Raw genomic sequence first — 19,034 nt, 5'->3', positions numbered from 1 at the left:
ATCAAGAGTCAAGAATCAAGACACCTATCTTGAATCTTTTGGTCTTGGTTCTTGGTTCTAGTTTCTTAAAGGTTTCCCAGTTTTTAACATATGCTGAATACGCTCTAATGTTTTACGTTCTGTACATAAACTTAAGAAGGCTTCGCGCTCTAAATCTAATAGGTATTGTTCGGTAACCAATGTTGGTTCAGATAAATCACCTCCTGCCATTACGTAAGCTAACTTATTTGCAATTTTTTTATCATGCTCACTAATATAGTGGCTTGCTTGCATAGAATCGGTTCCTACTAAAAACATACTTAAAGCTTGTTTACCAAGAACTTTAATATCATTTCGTTTTACAGGTTGTGTGTAACCAGCATCAGCCATTAATTTTGCATAGGCTTTTGCAGTAGCAATTTGTCTGTCTTTATTAACCACGACAACATCTTTTCCTTTTTGAAGGATTCCTAAATCGAAGGCTTCATAAGCTGAGGTAGCGACTTTAGCCATTCCGATAGTTAAGAAATATTCCTGAAGCACATTCAATTCAACATCACCTTTTCTGAAGGTATCTTGAGCCCTTAAAGTCATTTCTTTAGAACCTCCACCACCTGGAATCACACCTACACCAAACTCTACAAGTCCAATATAAGTTTCGGCAGCTGCAACAACCTTGTCTGCATGCATAGATAACTCACAACCTCCACCAAGTGCCATGCCGTGAGGAGCAGCAATGGTAGGGATAGAGGAGTAGCGCATACGCATCATGGTATCTTGGAAATATTTAATGGCCATATTAAGCTCGTCATATTCTTGTTCTGCAGCCATCATGAAAATCATACCAATATTAGCACCAACAGAGAAATTAGCCGCTTGATTACCTACAACTAAACCTGCGAAATCTTTTTCGGCTAAATCTACAGCTTTGTTTAATCCAGCAAGTACATCACCACCAATGGTATTCATTTTAGATTGGAATTCGACATTAAGAATGCCATCGCCTAAATCTTCAACAACAACACCAGAGTTTTTAAAGACTTCGTTAGATTTTCTGATATTATCTAAAATGATGAAGCTATCTTGACCAGGAATTTTTTCTTGAGATTTCTTCGGAATATCATAAGCGAAGGTCGCGCCATCTTTCACAGTATAGAAGGATTTGTTTCCAGAAGCTAACATCTCAGAAACCCAAGCATTTGGCTCAAGACCTTCGGCTTTCATCATGTCTATTCCAGCTTCAACACCAATAGCATCCCAAATTTGGAAAGGACCATGTTCCCAACCAAAACCAGCTTTCATTGCGTCGTCAATTTTGTATAAATCGTCTGTAATTTCAGGAATACGATTAGAAACGTAAGCAAATAATGCTGCAAAGCTCTTTCTGTAAAATTCTCCAGCTTTATCTTTTCCGGCAACTAATACTTTAAAACGATCAACAACGTTATCAATCGTTTTAGTAAGTTCTAAGGTGGCAAATTTGGCACGTTGCTTTTGTCGGTATTCTAAAGTGTTTAAGTCTAAAGAAAGGATTTCTTTTTTACCTTCTTTAGAAACCGATTTTTTATAAAATCCTTGTTTGGTCTTGCTTCCTAACCATTTATTTTCCATCATGGTGTTGATGAAATCTGGTAATTGGAACAATTCGTGACGTTCGTCATTAGGACAGTTTTCAGCAATACCATTCGCCACATGAACCAAAGTGTCTAATCCAACAACATCAACGGTTCTAAAGGTAGCAGACTTTGGACGACCAATTACTGGACCAGATAATTTATCGACTTCTTCAATAGTTAAGCCCATTTCTTTAACTGTATGAAACAAACTCATGATGCTGAAGATTCCGATTCTGTTACCAATAAATGCAGGTGTATCTTTAGCAACAACAGAAGTTTTTCCTAAGAACTGCTCACCATAACCATTAAGAAATTCTAAAACAGAAGCATCAGTTTTAGGGCCAGGAATAATTTCGAATAATTTTAAGTAACGAGCAGGATTGAAGAAGTGTGTTCCGCAGAAATGTTTCTGAAAATCTTCACTACGACCTTCACTCATAAACTTAATAGGAATACCTGAGGTGTTAGATGTAATAAGAGTTCCAGGAGTTCTGTGCTGTTCAAGTTTTTCAAAAACCTGTTGTTTAATATCTAATCGTTCAACAACAACTTCCATAATCCAATCGACATCTTTTACCTTAGCAATGTCATCTTCAAGATTACCAGTAGTAATTCTGTTTTTAAATGAATTATGATAAAGTGGAGCAGGTTTAGATTTAATTGAAGCATTTAATGCATCATTAACCAAACGATTTCTAACGATTTTGTCTTCAAGAGTTAAGCCTTTTGCTTTTTCTTTATCGTTTAGTTCTCGAGGTACGATATCTAATAATAAAACATCAACACCAATATTAGCAAAATGACAAGCAATTCCGCTTCCCATAATACCTGAACCAATAATGGCTATTTTTTTAATTCTACGTTTACTCATTTTATTTTATGGTATGTTCTTTTTGATTGTATATCTGTTTGTTAGAAATCATGTTGTTAATGATTTCTGCTACTTTATAAAAGTTTTCAAGTTCTCCTTCAGAAACATTATTCTTTATGGCATTATTAAATGTAAGTACCTTTTCTCTTGAATAGTCTCGTTTTTCTCTGCCAAACTCTGTGAGGTAAATTAAAACACCACGACCATCTTCAGGATTAGGTTTACGTTCTATAAGTCCTTTTTCTTCCATAGTTTTAAGCGTTCGTGATAAACTAGTAGCTTCCATTCCCATTTTAGGACCTAAGGATGTAGAAGGTGTGCCATTTTCTGGATCTATACTTAATAAGGCAAACCCAGTAGCCATTGTAGAACCAAATTGGGCAGCTTCTTCATTATACATTTTGTTAACAGCTAACCAAGTGGTTCTAAGAACGTAATCAATAGTTTTATCTTTCATGCTGTAAAATTTGTTTCCAAATATACTAAAAAATACTATGCACGCATAGTATTTATGAAAAAATTATGCATGCATAGCATTTTTGATAGTTAAAAGAAAAGCGCTTCATAGTTAGATGAGCGCTTTTAAAATTTAATTACATATAGATTAGTTGGTCGATGGATTTAATTTTCCGTTTACAAGTCCAATAACAGCTCCTACAATTGCTGCAAGAATTATTGAAATTGTTACATCTAAGGCAAACATTTCATACGTTACACCTTTTTTTAATGCGACATTAAAAAGGCTAGCATTGAGTCCCATAAAGAAACCAATAATAGCTCCAGCTTTTAAACCAGTGCTTGCTGTAGAAATTTTAGCCCATTTATTATAAATGTAAGACATAAAGAATCCAAAGGTGAAGCAACCTGCTAAAATACAGATCATAGTTTTGGTAGATTCATTAGGTTGAGGAAAATAATCTGCAAGTAAAATGCCATAAAATAACCAGCCTAAAAGCCAATCTACTATACCTCCAATAAAGCCAGAAATCAAAAATGTTTTTGTATTCATTTTAATAAAATGTGTTAGTTAGTATATGTTAAATATACATTTTTTAACACAATTAAGAAAAAATGAAGTTTGTAAGTGTTTGTATTTAAGTGTTTTGAGGTGTTAGTTGCGATAAATTTTATCGTACAGGTTTTGATAAATGCCTTTGATGATATCACGTTTCATTTTCATTGTAGGAGTGAGGTGTCCAGCCTCTATAGTCCAAGCTTCAGGAGTAAGCTCGAAGCGTTTGATTTGTTCCCATTTTCCGAAGCGTTTATTGTATTTATCAACTTCCTTCTGAATGCGATTTATTACAAGCTCTGAAGAGGTTATTTCGGCTTCAGAAGTTCCAATATTGTGTGCTTTATGCTCAATCCAATCACGAATAAACTCGAAGTTAGGTTGGATGATAGCTGCTGGCATTTTTTCGCCTTCACCAATTACCATAACTTGTTCAATAAATAAGGATTGTTTTAAGTCATTTTCTAAGAGTGTAGGTATAATGTATTTTCCTCCAGAGGTTTTAAACATTTCTTTTTTGCGTCCAGTAATTTTTAAAAAACCATCTTCATCTATCATGCCTTTATCTCCAGTGTGAAAATAATCATCAGTCATCACACTAGCTGTTTTTTCAGGATCTTTATAATAGCCTAGCATCACATTTGGACCTTTTATCAAAACTTCTCCATCGTCAGCTATTTTTACCTCAACATTGTCAATAGGTTTACCTACAGTTCCTACTTTATAATGTGTGTCTCTATACATTCCTACAGAAACAACAGGAGATGTTTCTGTAAGTCCGTAACCTTCCATAACTTGCATTTTAGCAGCTCCAAAAACTCTAGCTAATCTAGGCTGTAATGCTGCGCTTCCAGAGACCATAGTTGTTAATTCGCCACCTAGAGCTTCACGCCATTTACTAAAGATGAGTTTGTTAGCTATTTTAAGCTTAAATTCATACCAAGCTCCATTCTCGCCGTAAGGTTTCCAATGTTCTCCTAAACTCACAGCCCAAAAGAATAAGGCTTTTTTAATGCCAGATAAATCTTCACCTTTAAGCATAATTTTATCGAATACTTTTTCGAGTAATCGAGGTACCACACTCATTAAATTCGGTTTTATTTCTTTAGCATTATCGCCAATTTTGTCTAAGGCTTCAGCATAGTAAATAGAAGCGCCATAGTATTGATATACATAAATTAATACGCGTTCAAAAACATGGCAAACAGGAAGAAAGCTCAATACTCTTGTTTCATTTTCAATTTTTGGCATTCTCTTTGACGAATCCAGAGCATTACTGGCAATATTCCAATGTGATAGCATGACACCTTTTGGTTTTCCAGTTGTGCCAGAAGTATATATAATTGTTGCTAAATCATCTGGTTTTACAGCATCTTTTCGTGCTTCAACTTCAGATTGATTGCTTTCATTTTTACCAAGTTCAAAAAGTTCAGAATAATTTTTACAGCTTTCAATATGATTAAAAGAATAGACGTCTTTAAGCTTAGTTTTAGATTTTATTTTGTTTACTTTCTCTAGTACTTCTTCATCAGAGACGAAACAATACATAGCTTCACTATGATTTAAAACATATTCATAATCTTCGGCACCAATGGTTGGATAAATTGGAATGTTTTGCGCACCAACTTGAAGAATGCCAATGTCCATAATATTCCATTCTGTTCTGTTGGTTGTGGAAATGATTGCAATTTTATCATTTTTTTGCACACCTAATCTTAATAAAGCACGACTAATTGTATTGGCTTTATCTAGATATTCTTGAGTTGACATTGGAGTCCATTTTCCATCATACTTAGTCACCAAGGCAGAATTATTAGGCTTGTGTTCTAGTTGGTAATATGGAAAATCAAAAAGGCGTGTTATGTTTGTCATTTTAGGAAGTCACAATTAGGATGATTACGAAAATAACAAAATAAACCTTAATATCTAGAGTTGATTAGTATTTGTATAGGGTTTTAACGAAAAATTTAGAGTTTCTCAATCCATTTTCTAGCATTCACAAAAGCTTCTAGCCAAGGCGAAACGTCATCTTTTCTATTTTCTGGGTAATGTGCCCAATTCCATTGAAAAATAGAACGTTCAATATGTGGCATAGTAACTAGATGTCTTCCTGAAGCATCACACATCATGGCTGTATTAAAGTCAGAGCCATTCGGATTTGCTGGATACTTTGCGTAGCCATATTTTGCAACGATATCATATTTGTCTTCAGAATAAGGTAAGTTAAACTTCCCTTCACCATGTGAAATCCAAACACCTAAGGTCGTACCTGCTAAACTCGATAACATTACAGAATTATTTTTCTGAATTTCTACTGAAGTAAAACTGCTTTCATGTTTTTGTGAGTCGTTATGCACCATTTTTCCATGAATCTCATGATTAGGGTTGATGAGGTCTAATTCCATCCACAACTGACAACCATTACAAATACCTACGGAAAGTGTATCGTCTCTTTCAAAGAAATTCTTGATTGCTTTATTGGCATTTTCGTTGTATTTAATAGCTCCAGCCCAACCTTTAGCAGAACCTAGAACATCAGAGTTTGAAAAGCCTCCAACGGCTCCTAAAAACTGAATGTCTTCTAAGGTTTCACGACCAGAAATTAAATCGGTCATGTGTACATCTTTTACATCAAAACCTGCGAGATACATTGCATTTGCCATTTCACGTTCGGAGTTGCTTCCTTTTTCACGAAGGATAGCTGCTTTAGGACGAGATGTCTCGACTACGCTCGACATGATAGGTCGTTTTCCTGTAAAATGCTTAGGGAATGTGTATTGTAACGGTTGGTTTTTATAATTATCAAAACGATCTTGTGCCAAACCATTTGCGGTTTGTTTTTGGTCGAGTAAGAACGAGGTTTTATACCACATGTCTCTTAACCTCGAAACCGTCATCGTAAAGACTTCATCATGGTTTATGATGCTCAAAACATCAGAAGACGTTACTTTTCCGATATTGAAAAATTCGATATTCGCTTCGGTTAAAACGTGTTCTACAGAATTATCAGTCGCTTGAAATACAATTCCGGAGTTTTCAGCAAATAAAACTTTTATCGAATCTTTTTCATTGAGTTCTGTAATATCCAATTCTGCACCTAAATTATTGTCGGCAAAACACATTTCAAGTAGTGTTGTCATCAATCCTCCTGAAGCAACATCATGACCTGCTACGATTTTATTGTCTTTAATTAAGTTTTGAATAGTATTAAATACTGTTTTTACATATGAAGCATTCTGAACATTAGGAACATCGTTTCCAATTTTATTTAAGATTTGAGCAAACGAACTTCCTCCTAATTTGAAATTGTCCTGCGATAGATTGATATAGTAAATGTTACCTTTGTCTTTTTGAAAAACAGGCTCAACAACTTTTGTTATTTCATTACAATTAGCAGCAGCCGAAATAATAACCGTTCCAGGAGAAATAACGTCGCCATCAGGATACTTTTGCTTCATAGAAAGCGAATCTTTTCCAGTAGGTACATTGATGCCTAAGTCTATAGCAAATTCTGAAATGGCTTTTACAGCTTCATATAATCGCGCATCTTCACCTTCATTTTTACAAGGCCACATCCAATTGGCAGATAAAGACACCGATTGCAAACCATCTTTAAGAGGCGCCCAAATGATATTGGTCAAAGCTTCAGTGATGCTATTTCTACTTCCAGCTTTCGGATTTACCAATCCAGAAATTGGCGAGTGACCAATAGAGGTTGCAATACCTTCTTTTCCATTATAATCGAGAGCCATTACACCAACATTATTTAATGGTAACTGTAAAGGTCCAGCACACTGTTGTTTGGCTACCTTTCCGCCAACACAACGATCCACTTTATTGGTGAGCCAATCTTTACAAGCAACAGCTTCTAATTGAAGTAGTTGGTCTAAATAATCGTAAAAAGCATCAGAATTATAGGTGATATCATCATAATTTCTTTCAACTGTAGAATCGGTCATTATGGTTTTTGGAGAGCTTCCAAACATATCTTCTAAATTTAAATCCATAGGTTTATTTCCATTAGATTTAGACTCGAAGGTAAATTTATCATTTCCTGTGACTTCACCAACATCATAAATAGGAGAGCGTTCACGATCTGCAATTTTATGCAGCGTATCTAAATGTTTATCGGCAATCACTAATCCCATTCGTTCTTGAGATTCGTTGCCAATAATCTCTTTATCGGAAAGTGTTGGGTCACCAACAGGTAATTTATCTAGATTGATATGTCCACCTGTGTCTTCAACTAATTCACTTAAACAGTTTAGGTGTCCACCAGCGCCATGATCGTGAATAGAAACGATATGGTTTTCATCACTTTCTACCATACCTCGAACTGCATTAGCAGCACGTTTTTGCATTTCTGGATTGGAGCGTTGCACTGCGTTTAATTCGATACCTGAAGAAAATTCTCCAGTATCTGCTGAAGATACAGCAGCTCCTCCCATTCCGATGCGATAATTTTCACCACCAAGAATCACCACTTTATCTCCAGCTTTAGGAGTGTCCTTTAGTGCTTGGTCTGCTTTTCCGTAGCCAATTCCACCTGCTTGCATGATGACTTTATCGTAGCCAAGTTTTCTAGGTTGAGATTCCTCGGCAGCGCTCGGAATGACAGCTGAGGCTTCATCTTGTTCGAAGGTTAAAACTGAGCCACAAATTAGAGGTTGCCCAAATTTATTTCCAAAGTCTGAGGCACCATTTGAAGCCTTAATTAAAATATCCATTGGAGTTTGGTATAGCCATTTACGTTCTGGGAATGCCTTTTCCCAAGGACGTTCATCATTCAATCTTGAATAGGATGTCATGTAAACCGCAGTTCCTGCCAAAGGCAAAGAACCTTTTCCTCCAGCTAATCTATCTCGAATCTCTCCACCAGAACCTGTTGCAGCTCCATTGAATGGCTCAACAGTGGTTGGAAAGTTATGTGTTTCAGCTTTTAAGGAAATTACAGATTCAAAATCTTTTGTTTGGTAATACTCTGGAACATCAGCACGTTTTGGTGCAAATTGTTCTACAACTGGACCTTTTATAAAGGCAACATTGTCTTTATAAGCAGAAACAATATCATTAGGATTTTGCTTTGAGGTTTCTTTTATCAGTTTGAAAAGTGACGTCGGTTTTTCTTCACCATCGATCACAAAGGTTCCGTTGAAGATTTTATGGCGACAGTGTTCTGAGTTGACTTGCGAAAAACCAAACACTTCTGAATCGGTTAACGGTCGACCGATTTTTTTTGAAACACCTTCTAAGTAGTCTATTTCTTCATCACTTAACGCCAATCCTTCTTGTTGGTTGTAAGCTGAAATATCTTTGATGTTTAGAATAGGTTCTGGTTGAATGTTTATAGTAAATGAATCTTGATGTAATCCATTAAATTTTTCAGAAATCATTGGGTCAAAATCCTTGAAATCTTCAGTTACTGTTTCAAATTCTTCAATTCTAATAATGTCATCAATACCCATGTTTTGGGTGATTTCAACAGCATTGGTACTCCAAGGTGTAATCATTGCTGCTCGTGGACCAACAAAAAAAGCATCGAGAGATGCTTGTTGTATTTTGGGTTGGTTGCCGAAAAGCCATACCAATTTTGAGATGGTTTCAGTTGATAATTCTTTTGTTGCTTGAACAGCAAAAACTTTACTGTTTTGGTTTCCGAAGAAATGAATCATTATGTCTTAATTTGTGTTGTGTTTTGTAAAATGCAAATTTACTTTTTTTCAATGTATTTTAAGCATATAATGTGTTTGAATATTTTTAGTTATTCACGTTGTTATTAACGAAAAAAGACCAATACATTATTATTTTATATTGGTCTTTTGTAATTAGATATTTAGAACTTAATTCTTTATCAATTTTTTACTGAACGTACTATTGCCTTGTGTTATTCGCAATATATATATGCCTTGCGATAAGTTTTGGGTCTGAATTATTTCTGAAGTCATTATGGTTTTTGAAATCACACGTTTGCCTAAAACATTATAAATGTCTATTTGAGTTTTTTCTACTGTATTAAACTCAATATGTAAATTATTTAGAATTGGATTAGGAAATACTTTAAATTCATTACTACTAAAGTCGGCAATACTTAGTGTTTGTGTATGGCTACCAAGATCGTCACAGTTGTTAGCAACATCCCATTCATTTACAATATCGAATGTAGTTGTAGGTCTATCTACAGTTGGTTTTCTAATTAAAATAGTGTTTTCAGCATATACATCAGCATTTCCTAGTTCTCCAATGATGTCAAGAAGTACGTCATTTTTGAATAAACCAATGGCATCATTACCATTAAAAGACGTCATGTCATTATTTAAATAGTCATATTCATCTGTACACAGTGTAGAACCTCCATTTGCAATAACATAAACATCTTCGTTAATTATTGTTGCTCCATTAGGGAAAGAGAATCCTGATGTCCAAACACCAGATCCATTTGTACTTAGCTTAATTGTATAAGCAGATAAATTAACATCTGCTCCTGTAAAGTTTGCAATTTCTAAAGTCTTATTGTTGCTACTTCCTTCCATGTATTCTGAAAAGAAAATATCGATATCTCCTCCAGAGCTTCCATTATTTGTTGTGGTTTCACAATCTTGGTTACTAAAATCAGATTCATTTCCAGAATTATCTTTAGCTTTTATAGTAAAACAGTAGTTTGTATTTGCTGTTAATCCTGTAGCTGTAAATGAAGTTCCTGTGGTATTAAATGTATTGGTTCCATCAACATAGATGTCATATGAAGCCACAGCAACATTATCTGTAGAAGCTGTCCATGTTAAATCGATACTATTGTCAGTAGGATTTGAAGCGACTAAGTTTGTTGGTTCAGTTGGAGCTTCGGTATCTGGAGTTGTATCCCAAATTAAAGCCACATATTCTGGATGATCTACAAATGGGTTTCTATTATTTTGATGGTTATAATAAATGTTATTATTACGATCAATTTCCTTTTGTGATACAGGATCCATTTGGTGCCATGTGATTAAAATGTTTAAGAAAGGATCAGCAAGTGCTTTATCTGAGCTTCCATCAAACATAGGATAAGAACTCCATGATGAAATTTGATCTTCATAACGTGTTACAAAATAGAAATAGATTCGAGCAATGTCACCTTTAAATTCGTCAATTGGCTCAAAAACTGTATTAGAATATCCAGCAGAATAACCACTATTTAAGTTGTCTCCAAGCTTGCTGCCATTTTGTGTAGGATTTGTAATACCAGATTGGTTTACTAGTTGGTTATCATCAACTCGTCCAAAAGGATGGCTACCTCTAAATCCGTTAACACGACCATCGGCAGGAACTAAATGATGTGCATCACTATACATTGGCGCTTGTGAACCAAAAACAGATTGCGGAATTACGTGCTCTTTGTTATAGCAATCACCTTCGCTACTATAATTTCCACATTCATCAGAACCTGGAGAAAATGTATATGGATCTGAACCGTTTGGATTTTCAGAATAGATATCTAGAATGGTATTACTACCATTGGTTTCATAATAGTAATCTCTTTCATAAGTTGAGTTAAAATTATCTAATGCGTTATAACTTTGAGGGTTGTGTTCTTCTTCAACAGAATTATTGATTTCAGGATCGTCAACATTGTTAATGATTCGTTTTAACTGTGTTTTTAAAGTATAACCTGTTCCAGTAGCATGATCGTAATAACCATTAGGAATTTGAGCCGAAGCTGTTAAGGTAATTAAACCAACTAATAAGGTGTAAAGGAATTTCATTCTATAAATTTTATTTTTTCTTTTCAAGCAATGCCATATAAAATCCGTCAAATCCAGATTTATGAGCAAAAATATTGTTGTCTTTTACAAAGGTAAACTCTTTTCCGAGTTCAGTTGTTAAAAAAGTGTCAACCTGTTGTTTATTTTCAGAAGGCAATACAGAGCAGGTCGCATAAACCATTTTTCCGCCAGGTTTAACCATTTTAGAGTATTGTTGTAATACTTCAGCCTGTGTTTTTTTAATATTTTCTATAAACTCAGGCTCAAGTTTCCATTTAGAGTCTGGGTTTCGTCTTAAAACACCTAAGCCTGAGCAAGGTGCATCGATTAATAAGCGATCGGCTTTACCATGTAGTTTTTTGATGGGTTTTGTAGAATCAATCACTTTTAATTCTATATTATGAACACCATTTCGACGCGCTCTAACTTTGAGTTTTTTTAATTTACTTTCGTAAATATCCATCGCAATGATCTGCCCTTTGTTTTGCATTAAGGATGCAAGATGTAACGTTTTTCCACCAGCACCAGCACAAACATCAACCACTTTCATTCCTGGTTGAACGTCTAAAAAATCGGCAACCAATTGAGAAGATGCATCTTGAACTTCAAACCAGCCATTTTTGAAAGCTTCAGTTTTAAAGACGTTAGCACGTTCTTTTAATTTTAAAGCAGAAGGATGGTTGGGTAAAAACTCAGTTTCTATGTTTTCAGATTGTAATTTTTGCTGAAGGTCTTTTTTTGATGTTTTTAAAGTATTCACTCTAAGAATGACGTCAGCTTGCTCATTCTGTTTTGCGATTTCTTTAGTCCAAAGGCTTTCGCCTAATTCAGTAACACCTAATTCGTCCATCCAATCAGGAACAGATTCTCTAAACTTTCTAATTTTAGATAATTCATCAAATCGACCTTTAATTTTTCGAGTAGGCGTAGTTTCAAAGTATTTCCAATCTGGAAGTTTAATGCCTTTCAATGTTGCCCAAACCGCAAACATGCGCCAAAGATTATCTCTGTCGTAAGGCGCCTTTACTTCAGCAATTTCAGCGTATAAACGTTTCCAACGAACAATATCATAAGTGGTTTCGGCAACAAAAGCACGATCACGACTTCCCCAACGTTTATCACGTTTAAGTAGTTGTTGAATCACTTTATCTGCATAATGACCTTCATTGAAGATTAATGTTAAACCATCAATAACTGCAAAACATAAATTTCTGTGTAAGCGCATTGTAAAAAATTAAGCATGCAAAGGTACATTAAAAGTTGCGATATTTTAATGCTTATTACAAATGTATTATTAACTTAGTGACGCTTTTTCTTAAAATAAAACAATAGTATTAGAATGATTACAATGAATATACATGTAGAATGCTTAAAGTATTTAAGGCTGTTTTACACATTGATATTAATGATTTCACTAGTTGCTTGTAATAGTAGTGATGATAGTAATACAAATGATGATGATAATGATGATGACTTAACTGAAGAGTTAATTCAAGAATCATTTTTTAATGCTACGTCTTTAATTTCTTTTGAAACCGTTAATTGTACTTTAGAAGATGGTTCTGAAGGCGAATGTTACAAATTAGTCTTTTCGAGAAGTCCAATTAATAATGGTTCATTTTGTCCTGAAACTATAAACGACATTGCTGGATTAGTATTTTATGATGGTATGACCAATTCTGGTTTTCAGGTTATAGATACAGACTTGTTTAGTGCTATGGAAACAGATGGTTACAATATTACAGACAATAGTGGAAATGTGTTTATTGATGATTTATCTGGTCCACCAAATCCAGGAGGTTTTTCTTTTTGTTTAGAACCTGTTCCAAACGATGATTTAGAATTTACTTATTTAATACCTAAAGTACCAGTTTTGGCTACAAGTAATTCTGTAATAGCGATTGAAGAATTTATAGGTGTTTCTGTTAATGGTGTTTCAATTCATGGCGATTTGCCATCTGTGATTGATATGTCTGAAATTGGAGTTGCTAAACTACCAGCATTAGATCCTTGTGGTGGTCGTTATAATTCTGAAGGTTTTTATCAATTGCATTTTATATCAGAAACTATGAACCAAGTATTGATGTCTCATGGTATTACGGAAGTTTCATGTACTTTGGTAGACCAAGTTTCTGGTAACAAGCTGGTTGGTTTTGCTAAAGATGGTTTTCCTATTTATGCTTATGAAGTTGAACCTACTGGTTTGGATGAATGTGGTGGAATTACAGCTGCTACTATTGAGTATCCTGATGGTGTGTATCATTATGTAGCTAGTACTACTGAAGCACCAAACGTTCCAAAATGTTTAAAGGGAGTTGCTGCTGTTAATAGCTTTACGTTTGAATAGACCACAACAACAATTTTAAATTTAAAAGAAATTTAATTCCGTTTAAATTTCTCACGACGATTTCTCATTTCTTTAAGCATACGCTTTTTAAACGCTTCTTCGGTTAAATGAAGTTTAAGGACTTTTTTTGCAGGAATAGCTGTAAGTAAGCTTTCAACTAAATCAGATTTTTTATTCTGCAATTCACTTTCAAAGTTTAGCATATCTACTAATGCTTTTTTTGCTTCAGTTTCAGAAAGGGATTCGAGGTTTAAATTATGTCGTTTTTCTCGAGCATTAAGTCTAAGCATTTCCATTTCTTTTTCATGAGCATTATAAATAGGCCAAAACTTTTGCGCTTCGTCTTCAGTTAATTCTAATTCTTCTGTAATAAAAGCTATTTTTAATGCTTTAATGTGTTCTCTTCGTTCTTTTTGCTGACTAAATACATTTAGCGCTAGTACTATAAAAACGATAGTGATTATTGTCTTTTTCATTTTATTTATTCTATTAAGTCTTCAATATTTATGTTATCTAACAAATAGGTTTCTATTGTGTTTTCTGAAATGTCAAGGCTTATAAAATTATCTTGAGATAGTTCGTCTTCGGTTAATAGTGAAGCTAACTCTAGATGTGTATAATCTTCGGTATATAAATAGTTTTCGATTGAAGCCATTTCTAAAGTTTCAAAACTAGGAGTGTTGGTTACTGTTTCGGCAGAAAAAAAGATACCAAATAGTAAAACTATTGATGCTGCAACTGCAATGGAGTAATACAAGACTTGTTTTGATTTTAAAGTAACAACAGGTTTGTCGTGTTTAAGCTGACTTGAAATTTTGGCATCTAAGGTTTTAAAATATTGATCTGGAACTTTAAATCCCGAAGTTTCAATGTTATCAAGTGGTTTGTTTTCAGACAAGCGTTTTTTCAATTTTGCATCAAAGGATTCAAAATAATTATGAGGTGTTTTAAAACCTGCGGATTTGATATGTTCTAATTTTTTATGTTTCATTTTAATATAAGACTACTTTTTTATTACAGCGTTTAATCTTTAGTTAAAAAAGCTTCAATTTTTTTTACAGCTAAATGATATGATGTTTTTAAAGCACCTTCACTCGTGTCTAAAATTTCAGACATGTCTTTATATTTTATATCTTCAAAGTACTTCATATTAAATACCAATTGTTGCTTTTCTGGTAATGTAGCAATCGCTTTTTGTAATTGTATTTGAAACTCATCACCTTCAAAATAGATGTCTGCTTGTAAATTATTAATGGCTTTATTTTGATACTCTTCGGAAGATAATTGCATCCGTTTTGAATTCTTATTTATGTGTGTAATAGATTCATTGGTCGCAATACGATACATCCAAGAATACAATTTGCTGTCGCCTTTAAACTTATCAATATTTCGATATACTTTAATAAAAGTGTTTTGTAAAACATCATCTGCATCTTCATGAGATTTTACAATATGTCGAATGTGCCAATACAAACGTTCTTTATACAGTTGTAAGAGCTCAGTAAAGGCAGCTTCTTTTGTGCTTTTAGAGTTTAGTCTTTTAATAAATTGTTGTTCTTCTGTCAAAAACTTGTTTTTTCTTTAGACTTATGAAAATACTAAAAGTTTAATGAAAAATTGTTTAAATGTTAAAATTCATGTAATCAGCATGTTATGATTTAAAACATCGATTAAGTGTAAAAAAATAACGATGAAATGCATTTTTTTCTTGTTTGAACCAATTTTTTGTTCTATGTTTGCTTCAGCTTGACCTACTTAGTTATATAATACCAGTGTCCCCAAATCTGGTATTAGAAATGAAAAGGACGCAATTTAAATTGCGTCCTTTTCTGTTTGTATTGTGTTAAGTTATTTTATTCAAAACTCTGCATATCGACTAATTTTTTATAGACACCATTTTTGGCTATAAGCTCGTTGTGAGTTCCTTGTTCTGCAATTTCCCCTTTTTGCATCACAATAATTTCGTCGGCATTTTGAATGGTAGACAATCTATGAGCAATGACAATAGAGGTTCTGTTTTTCATCATGTTTTCAAGAGCGACTTGTACTAAGCGTTCGCTTTCAGTATCTAAAGCAGACGTAGCTTCATCGAGAATCATAATAGGTGGATTCTTTAAAACAGCTCTTGCAATACTTAAACGTTGTTTTTGTCCGCCAGAAAGTTTTCCGCCAGAATCACCAATATTAGCATCTAATCCGTCTTTAAGGTCTTTAACAAATTCCCAAGCATTGGCAATTTTTAAAGCATCTATAATGTCTTCATCTGTAGCATCTTCTTTTCCAATAAGAATGTTGTTTCTAATGGTATCATTAAATAGAATAGAATCTTGAGTTACTAATCCCATTAATCCTCTAACGGAATGTTTGGTCATGTCTCTAATGTCTGTTCCATCAATTGTGATACTTCCTTCATTAACATCATAAAAACGTGTCACTAAATTAGCAATGGTTGATTTTCCACTACCAGATTGTCCGACTAAAGCCACACTTTTGCCTTTTGGGACTTTAATGGTGAAGTCTTTTAAAACTAAATCATCTTCATACTTAAACGAAATGTTATTGATAGCAACCTCAGAAGTGAAATCAGTTTTGTTAATCGCATTATCTTTATCTTTAAGAGAACTCTCAGTTTCAATAATTTCTAAAATACGATCTGCAGCTGCATTTGCAGCTTTTACTTTATAACTGGCTTTACTTATGGCTTTTGCAGGTGTTAAAATTTGATAAGCCAATGCCATATAACCAATAAAAGCACCTCCAGATAAGGTTTGGTCTACCATTACCATTTTTCCGCCATACCATAACAGACAAGCAATAGTAGCAATGCCTAAAACTTCACTAGTTGGCGACGCTAAATTTTGTCGATTGGTTAAGGTGTTTGAAAATCTAAAAAACCGACTTGTAGATTCTTGAAATTTTCTATTGAATCGTTTTTCAGAATTAAATCCTTTAATGACTTTTAAGCCTCCCAAAGTTTCTTCAAGCGTAGATAAAAAGATACCTTGTTCACGTTGTACACGCTCAGATTTTCGTTTTAAGCTTTTACCAATTCTTGAAATTATAAAACCAGCAATAGGAATAAAAATAAAAACAAAAATGGTAAGCTTAGTAGAAATTACAAACATTGTAATAATTGCAAAGAGAATGGTTAAAGGTTCTTTAACAATTAACTCTAAAACAGATAACATTGAACTTTTCACTTCACCAACATCACCAGAAATACGAGCGATAATATCTCCTTTACGTTTTTCGGAGTAGTAGGAAATAGGTAATGAAATAACTTTATCATAGACTTCATCTCTAATGTCTTTTAAGATTCCATTTCGTAAAAACGTTATAAAAAACAAAGCCATATAGTTAAAGATATTCTTTAGTAAAAACATACTAATAATAAGAATAATCATATAGAGTAGGGCTTGTTCTGGGCCATCAGATTCAGTAGTTGTAGTTACTAAATAATTGAGATAGGTTTCAGCATAATCTTTTATACTATCAATTTCTTCGTAATTTGGTTTTGTATGTACTTTTTCGCCTTCACCAAACAGTACATTTATCATTGGCATTAGAGATACCATAGCAAGTGTACTGAAGAATGCATAAAAGACATTACAAATAATGTTTAGTATCGCATAACGCTTATATGGTAATAGAAACCGAGAAAGTTTTTTTAAATAATTCATTTAGTTTAAATTCATATCCTTAAGGATAGCATCAATTCTAGTTTCCAATTTTTGTTCCGTAGTTTTAAAGTCTGCCACATTGTCTAATGTTGTATTAACACTGATGTAAAATTTAATTTTAGGTTCAGTACCACTAGGTCGTAAGGCTATTTTACTTCCATCTTCAGTATAATAAATCAAGACATTAGATTTTGGTACATCGATGGTTGTTTCTTTTCCTGTAGTTAAATCTTTGGATATTGACAATTGGTAGTCTTCAATTTTTATAACTTTAGAATGATTAACTTGCTGTAACGGATTTTTACGAGCATCGATCATCATTTGCTTGATTTCTTGAGCACCTTCAATACCTTTTTTAACTAGAGATACCAATCGTTCTTTATAAAACCCATGTTTTACATAGAGTTCTATTAACTCTTTATATACTGAAATGCCTTTCTCTTTAGCTTGAGCAGCAATTTCGCAAGCAAGAAGCGTAGAGGTTACAGCATCTTTATCTCTAACAAAATCACCAACCATAAAACCGAAACTTTCTTCGCCACCACCAATAAAATCCATTGACGAAAAGTCTTTAATCATCTTAGCAATCCATTTAAAACCTGTAAGTCCTATTTTACATTCAACATCGTAAGCGTTGCAAAGTGCAGACATCATTGGTGTTGATACAATGGTAGAACCTACAAATTGATTGCCATTAATTTTATTTTGATTTTTCCATTGCTTTAATAAGAAATTAGTCATTAATACCATGGTCTGATTTCCGTTAAGAATGACCAATTCGCCTTCTAAATTTCTAACAACAACACCTAAGCGATCACAATCAGGATCGGTTCCAATCACAATGTCTCCATTGGTTTTTTCTGCCAATTCCATTGCCATTTTTAGTGCTTCTGGCTCTTCAGGATTAGGTGATTTAACCGTTGGGAAATCGCCATTAGGTTCGCGTTGTTCTTCAACAATTTGAACATTGGTGTAGCCAGCTCGTTTTAAGGTTTCAGGAATAGCAGTAATTGAGGTTCCATGAAGCGATGTAAAGACAATATTGAGCTTTTCTTTAGCTTGTGATGAAGTGCTAAAGCTTCCGTTTTTAATAGATTTATTAATGAATATGTCATCAACTTCATTTCCTATATATTCTATTAAATTGTCGTTAGCTTCAAATTTAATTTCAGAATAGTCTAATCGATTAATTTCTGAAATAATTTCAGCATCTTGAGGCGGAACTAATTGTCCACCATCTTGCCAATACACTTTGTAACCATTATATTCAGGAGGATTGTGTGATGCCGTTAAAACTATTCCGCAGTGACAATTTAAATGCTTTAAGGTGAACGATAACTCAGGAGTAGGACGTAAATCTTCAAACAAAAACACTTTAATTCCGTTAGCAGAAAACACATCTGCAACTACTTTAGCCAAAGATTTACTGTTATGTCTGCAATCGAAAGCAATGGCAACTTTTAAAGCTTCATCAGGAAAAGACTGTTTTAAATAATTACTTAAGCCTTGAGTGTTTTTTCCAAGTGTAAATTTATTAATTCGGTTGGTGCCAATTCCCATCACACCACGCATTCCGCCAGTTCCAAATTCAAGATCTTTATAAAAACTTTCTTTGAGTTCTTTGGTGTCGTTTGCTATTAAATTTTTTATATAATCTTTAGTCTCGCTATCAAAAGTTGGTGTTAACCATGTGTTTACACGTTCTAGAAGTTGAGGTTCAATATGTTTCATAATTTATTAAAGTATGCTGTAAAAGTAAATGTTTCAAAATGTGTTTCTTGTAAAAC

General features: G+C 33.8%; 13 protein-coding genes. 1 reads left to right on the top strand and 12 read right to left on the bottom strand.

What is annotated here, in order from left to right:
- Positions 1 to 57 precede the first annotated feature (57 nt).
- The 7 genes from ACP15M_RS04125 to ACP15M_RS04095 all read right to left on the bottom strand — a co-directional run bounded on the left by ACP15M_RS04125 (position 58) and on the right by ACP15M_RS04095 (position 12,445).
- Entirely contained in the window at positions 58 to 2,466 is a 2,409-nt protein-coding gene (locus ACP15M_RS04125) for a 3-hydroxyacyl-CoA dehydrogenase/enoyl-CoA hydratase family protein (RefSeq protein WP_425075905.1), read from the bottom strand.
- A 1-nt stretch (position 2,467) separates the two neighbouring features.
- Positions 2,468 to 2,923: a MarR family winged helix-turn-helix transcriptional regulator gene (locus tag ACP15M_RS04120; protein WP_425075904.1), complete on the bottom strand. Its 456-nt coding sequence runs from the start codon at positions 2,921 to 2,923 to the stop codon at positions 2,468 to 2,470.
- A 147-nt stretch (positions 2,924 to 3,070) separates the two neighbouring features.
- The gene (locus ACP15M_RS04115; protein WP_425075903.1) at positions 3,071 to 3,475 is read right to left on the bottom strand and encodes a hypothetical protein; all 405 of its coding nucleotides are present in this window, start codon (positions 3,473 to 3,475) and stop codon (positions 3,071 to 3,073) included.
- Between the two features lie 102 nt (positions 3,476 to 3,577).
- Complete coding sequence (locus tag ACP15M_RS04110; RefSeq protein ID WP_425075902.1) at positions 3,578 to 5,350, bottom strand: AMP-dependent synthetase/ligase; 1,773 nt, start codon at positions 5,348 to 5,350, stop codon at positions 3,578 to 3,580.
- Positions 5,351 to 5,445: 95 nt separating this feature from the next.
- Positions 5,446 to 9,150, bottom strand: a complete 3,705-nt coding sequence (purL, locus tag ACP15M_RS04105) for a phosphoribosylformylglycinamidine synthase (RefSeq protein WP_425075901.1) — start codon at positions 9,148 to 9,150, stop codon at positions 5,446 to 5,448.
- Between the two features lie 168 nt (positions 9,151 to 9,318).
- Positions 9,319 to 11,220 (bottom strand): endonuclease, encoded by a 1,902-nt coding sequence (locus ACP15M_RS04100; RefSeq protein WP_425075900.1) that lies wholly within the window; start codon positions 11,218 to 11,220, stop codon positions 9,319 to 9,321.
- A 10-nt stretch (positions 11,221 to 11,230) separates the two neighbouring features.
- Positions 11,231 to 12,445 carry an RsmB/NOP family class I SAM-dependent RNA methyltransferase gene (locus ACP15M_RS04095; RefSeq protein ID WP_425075899.1) on the bottom strand — a complete coding sequence of 405 codons (1,215 nt, stop codon included), beginning with the start codon at positions 12,443 to 12,445 and terminating at the stop codon, positions 11,231 to 11,233.
- 180 nt (positions 12,446 to 12,625) lie between these two features.
- Here ACP15M_RS04095 and ACP15M_RS04090 point away from each other — a divergent pair, with 180 nt between their 5' ends.
- The gene (locus ACP15M_RS04090; protein WP_425075898.1) at positions 12,626 to 13,567 is read left to right on the top strand and encodes a YHYH protein; all 942 of its coding nucleotides are present in this window, start codon (positions 12,626 to 12,628) and stop codon (positions 13,565 to 13,567) included.
- 32 nt (positions 13,568 to 13,599) lie between these two features.
- On the opposite strand, the gene ACP15M_RS04085 is transcribed toward ACP15M_RS04090, so the two are convergent.
- The 5 genes from ACP15M_RS04085 to ACP15M_RS04065 all read right to left on the bottom strand — a co-directional run bounded on the left by ACP15M_RS04085 (position 13,600) and on the right by ACP15M_RS04065 (position 18,978).
- A complete protein-coding gene (locus ACP15M_RS04085) occupies positions 13,600 to 14,043 on the bottom strand; it encodes a sensor of ECF-type sigma factor (protein WP_425075897.1) in 444 nt (147 codons plus the stop codon).
- Positions 14,044 to 14,048: 5 nt separating this feature from the next.
- The gene (locus ACP15M_RS04080) at positions 14,049 to 14,558 is read right to left on the bottom strand and encodes a hypothetical protein (RefSeq protein ID WP_425075896.1); all 510 of its coding nucleotides are present in this window, start codon (positions 14,556 to 14,558) and stop codon (positions 14,049 to 14,051) included.
- Positions 14,559 to 14,590: 32 nt separating this feature from the next.
- A complete protein-coding gene (locus ACP15M_RS04075) occupies positions 14,591 to 15,133 on the bottom strand; it encodes an RNA polymerase sigma factor (RefSeq protein WP_425075895.1) in 543 nt (180 codons plus the stop codon).
- A 287-nt stretch (positions 15,134 to 15,420) separates the two neighbouring features.
- On the bottom strand, positions 15,421 to 17,247 hold the full coding sequence (locus ACP15M_RS04070) for an ABC transporter ATP-binding protein (protein ID WP_425075894.1): 1,827 nt from the start codon (positions 17,245 to 17,247) through the stop codon (positions 15,421 to 15,423).
- Positions 17,248 to 18,978, bottom strand: coding sequence for a phospho-sugar mutase (locus ACP15M_RS04065; RefSeq protein WP_425075893.1), 1,731 nt, complete (start codon positions 18,976 to 18,978; stop codon positions 17,248 to 17,250).
- Positions 18,979 to 19,034: the final 56 nt, after the last annotated feature.

Origin of the sequence: Psychroserpens sp. S379A, from assembly GCF_049800755.1 — a bacterium.
Classification (GTDB): domain Bacteria; phylum Bacteroidota; class Bacteroidia; order Flavobacteriales; family Flavobacteriaceae; genus Psychroserpens.
This window is presented reverse-complemented; position numbering and strand designations above follow the sequence as displayed.